At 70.2% G+C, this 4071-nt stretch carries 4 protein-coding genes; all 4 read right to left on the bottom strand.

The annotated features are described in order from the left end of the window. Window positions 1-50: 50 nt before the first annotated feature. Window positions 51-1445, bottom strand: coding sequence for a permease prefix domain 1-containing protein (locus ACJOT3_RS33165; protein WP_406977086.1), 1395 nt, complete (start codon window positions 1443-1445; stop codon window positions 51-53). Then, on the bottom strand, window positions 1442-1822 hold the full coding sequence (locus tag ACJOT3_RS33160; protein WP_406977085.1) for a PadR family transcriptional regulator: 381 nt from the start codon (window positions 1820-1822) through the stop codon (window positions 1442-1444). Before ACJOT3_RS33160 ends, ACJOT3_RS33165 begins: the two co-directional genes overlap by 4 nt. A gap of 345 nt (window positions 1823-2167) precedes the next feature. Next, a complete protein-coding gene (locus tag ACJOT3_RS33155) occupies window positions 2168-3556 on the bottom strand; it encodes a glycine--tRNA ligase (protein ID WP_406977084.1) in 1389 nt (462 codons plus the stop codon). Window positions 3557-3716: 160 nt separating this feature from the next. Further along, complete coding sequence (locus ACJOT3_RS33150; protein WP_406977087.1) at window positions 3717-4022, bottom strand: antibiotic biosynthesis monooxygenase family protein; 306 nt, start codon at window positions 4020-4022, stop codon at window positions 3717-3719. Window positions 4023-4071: the final 49 nt, after the last annotated feature.

The following is a 4071-nucleotide window of genomic DNA, read 5'->3' as shown; positions in this document are numbered from 1 at the left end:
GGCGCCGGTCGGCGGACACCGCTCAACAAACACCGCTCAGCGGACGCCGGTCAGGCGAAGCCGAACACCGGCGGGAACACCAGCACGACCACCGCGGTCCACGCCGCGAAGACCGGCAGGTAGGCCGTCTGCCAGCGCTCGACCTGCGCGAACGGGCGCTTGCCCCGCACGAAGCCCGCGAGCAGCCACGCCGACCACACCAGGTGCACCAGCAGCACCAGGTTCAGGCCCAGCGCCGCCGTCTTGTTGGCGGTGAACCCGAACTCGGCGATCCGGGTCAGCATCGCCGTCAGCGCCACCGCGTTCACCGCGAGCGCCGCCCCGACCAGCGCCAGCTGGAGCCAGTCGAACACCCCGGGCGGGGCCAGCGGGTCGCGGGCCGAGATCGAGTACAGCAGCAGGAACAGGACCAGCACCAGGATCGCGTCCATCAGGATGAGCAGCTCGCGGTCCACGGTGGTCAGCGGGCCGTTGACCAGCAGCACCACCAGGTCGGCCACCAGCATCAGGAGCGCCAGCGGGGTGAAGACCCGGGTCAGCACCGGCGCGATGTTCTCCACCACGCTCTTCTTGGCCTCCACCAGCCACGCGGCCACCAGCAGCACCCCGGGCAGGCCGAACGGCAGCAGCCAGTCCTCGAAGAACGGCTCGAAGTCGACGCCCACCAGGGAGAGCACGGCGGCGGTCAGGCCCAGCAGGACCATGGACCCCAGCTGGATCAGCACCAGGTACATCACGAACTCGCCGGTGAACCGCACGTAGTCCATGCGCCGCTCGTGGGAGCGCCAGCGCCCGCCCGCGTGCGGGACGCCCGCCAGCAGCCACAGCAGGATCGGCGCGTGCGAGAGGGCGAGCACGGCGGTCATCCCGGGCTGGGGGAACGCACCCCCGGTGGTCGCGAACGGGTACAGGTTGACCGCCAGCAGCGGCACCAGCGCGAGGGCGGCCGTCACCGCGCACACCCGCCAGGAGACGCGCCGCTTCCACGCGAACCACCCGGCCAGGAACGGCAGGACCACGAAGGCCAGGTTGCGGATCAGCGCGGTCTCGTCGTCAACCAGGGTGAACAGCAGCTTGACCGCCACGCCCGCAGCCAGCGCGAACCCGATCATCACCCCGAGCTCGCGCCAGCGCCGCGCCCCGCCCGCCTCGTCCCCGGCCTCGGGGACCAGGACCAGCTGCTTCCAGAGCCGGTGGGAGTGCTCGCGGGCGAACTCCCGCGAGACCGCGTCCAGGTTGCCCATGCGCTTGACCGCGACGAGGAAGGCCTCCTCGCCGTCCAGGCCACCCGCCTCCAGGTCGGCGATCTGCTCGCGCAGGTGGTCCTCCATCTCCTCCACGTCCGAGGCGACGATGGCCTGGCGGCGGCGGACGAAACCGCGCCACTGGTCGATCTGCTCCTCCAGGCCGCTCGTGCCGCCCGTACCGCCGATACCGCCCGTCATGCGATCCCTCCCGCCGGGGCGGCGCCGCCCGGGAACGGCGGGGGGTGCGCGGCGGCCTCCCACACCTGCTTGAGCGTGTCGGCGACCACGCTCCACTGGGCGCGCCGCTCGGCCAGCGCCTCCAGCCCGGCGGGGGTGATGGCGTAGTGCTTGCGGCGCCGGCCCGCCTCGGACGTGCCCCAGGACGCCCGGACGTGGCCGTTGCGCTCCAGGCGGTGGAGCAGGGGGTAGAGCATCCCGTCGGTCCACTGCATCCGTCCGCCGGACAGCTCGTTGACGCGTTTGACGATGGCGTAGCCGTAGGACTCGCCCTCGGCCAGGATGCCCAGGACGAGCGGCGTGGCCGAGGCCGCGACGAGGTCCTTGTCGATGTGCATGCGCATTCCTCATACCTAGGTCTGCTAGGGATAGTAACCCTAGCAGTTCTAGGCATAGGTGTTCTAGGTGTCCGGTGTGCAGGGGCTCCCGGCGTCACGATTCGCTTACGCGGTAGGGCAAACCACGACAAACAACCGCTTACCGCCCGGGCTTGACCGCTAGGTTAAGCACCAGGGTTCCGCCGGTCGTGTGCGGCCGGTGGGACCGCAGAGGCGGCCGGAGACCATCCCCCCGGGTCCGGCCGTCTCGCTCACACGGCGACGCCGCCCGTCCCCAGCGGGGGCACGGGCGGCGTCGCGTTCTCATGTCCGGTCACGGCCGGGCGACGGCCGTTCGGCGGCGGGTCAGCAGCCGGGCAGGCGCTCGAACAGGTAGGTCTCCACCCGGTCCAGGGACACCCGCTCCTGGGACATGGTGTCGCGCTCGCGCACGGTCACCGCGTTGTCCTCCAGGGTGTCGAAGTCGACCGTGACGCAGAACGGGGTGCCGATCTCGTCCTGGCGGCGGTAGCGGCGGCCGATCGCGCCCGCGTCGTCGAACTCCACGTTCCAGCGGCGGCGCAGCAGCGTGGCCAGGTCGCGGGCCTTGGGCGACAGGTCGGTGTTGCGCGACAGCGGCAGCACCGCGGCCTTGACCGGGGCCAGGCGCGGGTCCAGGCGCATGACGGCGCGCTTCTCCAGCTTGCCCTTGGCGTTGGGCGCCTCGTCGACGTTGTAGGCGTCGAGCATGAACGTCAGCACCGCGCGGTCGACACCGGCCGCCGGCTCGATGACGAACGGGGTGTAGCGCTCGTTGTTCTCCTGGTCGAAGTACGACAGGTCGGTGCCGGAGGCCTCGGAGTGCGTCTTGAGGTCGTAGTCGGTGCGGTTGGCGATGCCCTCCAGCTCGCCCCACTCGCTGCCGATGAAGTTGAACCGGTACTCGATGTCGACGGTCCGCTTGGAGTAGTGGGAGAGCTTCTCCTGCGGGTGCTCGTACAGGCGCAGGTTGTCCTTGGCGATGCCCAGGTCGACGTACCACTGGAGGCGGGTGTCGATCCAGTACTGGTGCCACTCCTCGTCCGAGCCCGGCTTGCAGAAGAACTCCATCTCCATCTGCTCGAACTCGCGGGTCCGGAAAATGAAGTTGCCGGGGGTGATCTCGTTGCGGAACGACTTGCCGATCTGGCCGATGCCGAAGGGGACCTTGCGGCGGGCGCTCTGCTCGACGTTCTTGTAGTTGATGAAGATGCCCTGGGCGGTCTCCGGGCGCAGGTAGGCCAGGCCCTTCTCGTCCTGGACCGGGCCCAGGTAGGTGCGCAGCAGGCCGTTGAACATGCGCGGCTCGGTGAAGGAGTTCTTGGCGCCGCAGTTGGGGCAGGCGATCGCGGCGAGGCCGTCCTCGGGGGCGTGGCCGTGCTTCTCCTCGTAGGCCTCGACGAGGTGGTCGGCGCGGAAGCGCTTGTGGCAGGACTGGCACTCGGTGAGCGGGTCGACAAACTCGCGCACGTGGCCGGAGGCCTCCCAGACCTCACGGGCGAGGATGACGCTGGAGTCCAGGCCGACGATGTCGTCGCGCTCCTGGACCATCGTGCGCCACCACTGGCGCTTGACGTTGTTCTTCAGCTCCACACCCAGCGGGCCGTAGTCCCAGGCGGCGCGCAGGCCACCGTAGATCTCGCTGGAGGGGTACACCAGACCCCGTCGCTTGGCGAGGTTGACCAGTGCGTCCATTGCCTCTGACTTTGCGGCCATGGGGTGACTCTCCATCCGGCTGGCGGTCGGTGGATCGCAGTGCGCGATACATCGGTGTCGTTGGGAAACGGGTCGCCCACCGGTACCGGGAGTGGCCACGGTGAGTGCCCGTCCATCCAGGCTAGAGCACCGACAGGGGCCGCGCGCACGCGTTGACCGCTCAGAAAGCGGGAGGATTCAGGCCTTCCGCGTCGATGATCTCGAACGCCGTCGGCTCGTCGATCGCCCGCGACAGCAACGGCACGGCGTGGATCTTGACGTCGAAGTCCGAGAGCGCCCGCCGGTAGAAGCCCGCCCCGTCCCACTCGGTGACCACGGTCCACAGCGCGGGGGCGTCGGCGGCCCGCCCCAGCCGGTACCCCCGGTACCCGGGGCGGCGGGAGAGTACCTCGACCGCCTTGGCGGCATCGGCGCGGAAGGCCTCGACATCGGCCTCGGACACGGAGTAGCGGGTGATGACGATCACGCCCCCATTCTGGCGCACGGCGCGAGCGGTGGCGGCCCCGGGGCGGCGG

Origin of the sequence: Nocardiopsis protaetiae (assembly GCF_045446735.1) — a bacterium.
Lineage (GTDB): Bacteria > Actinomycetota > Actinomycetes > Streptosporangiales > Streptosporangiaceae > Nocardiopsis > Nocardiopsis protaetiae.
This window is presented reverse-complemented; position numbering and strand designations above follow the sequence as displayed.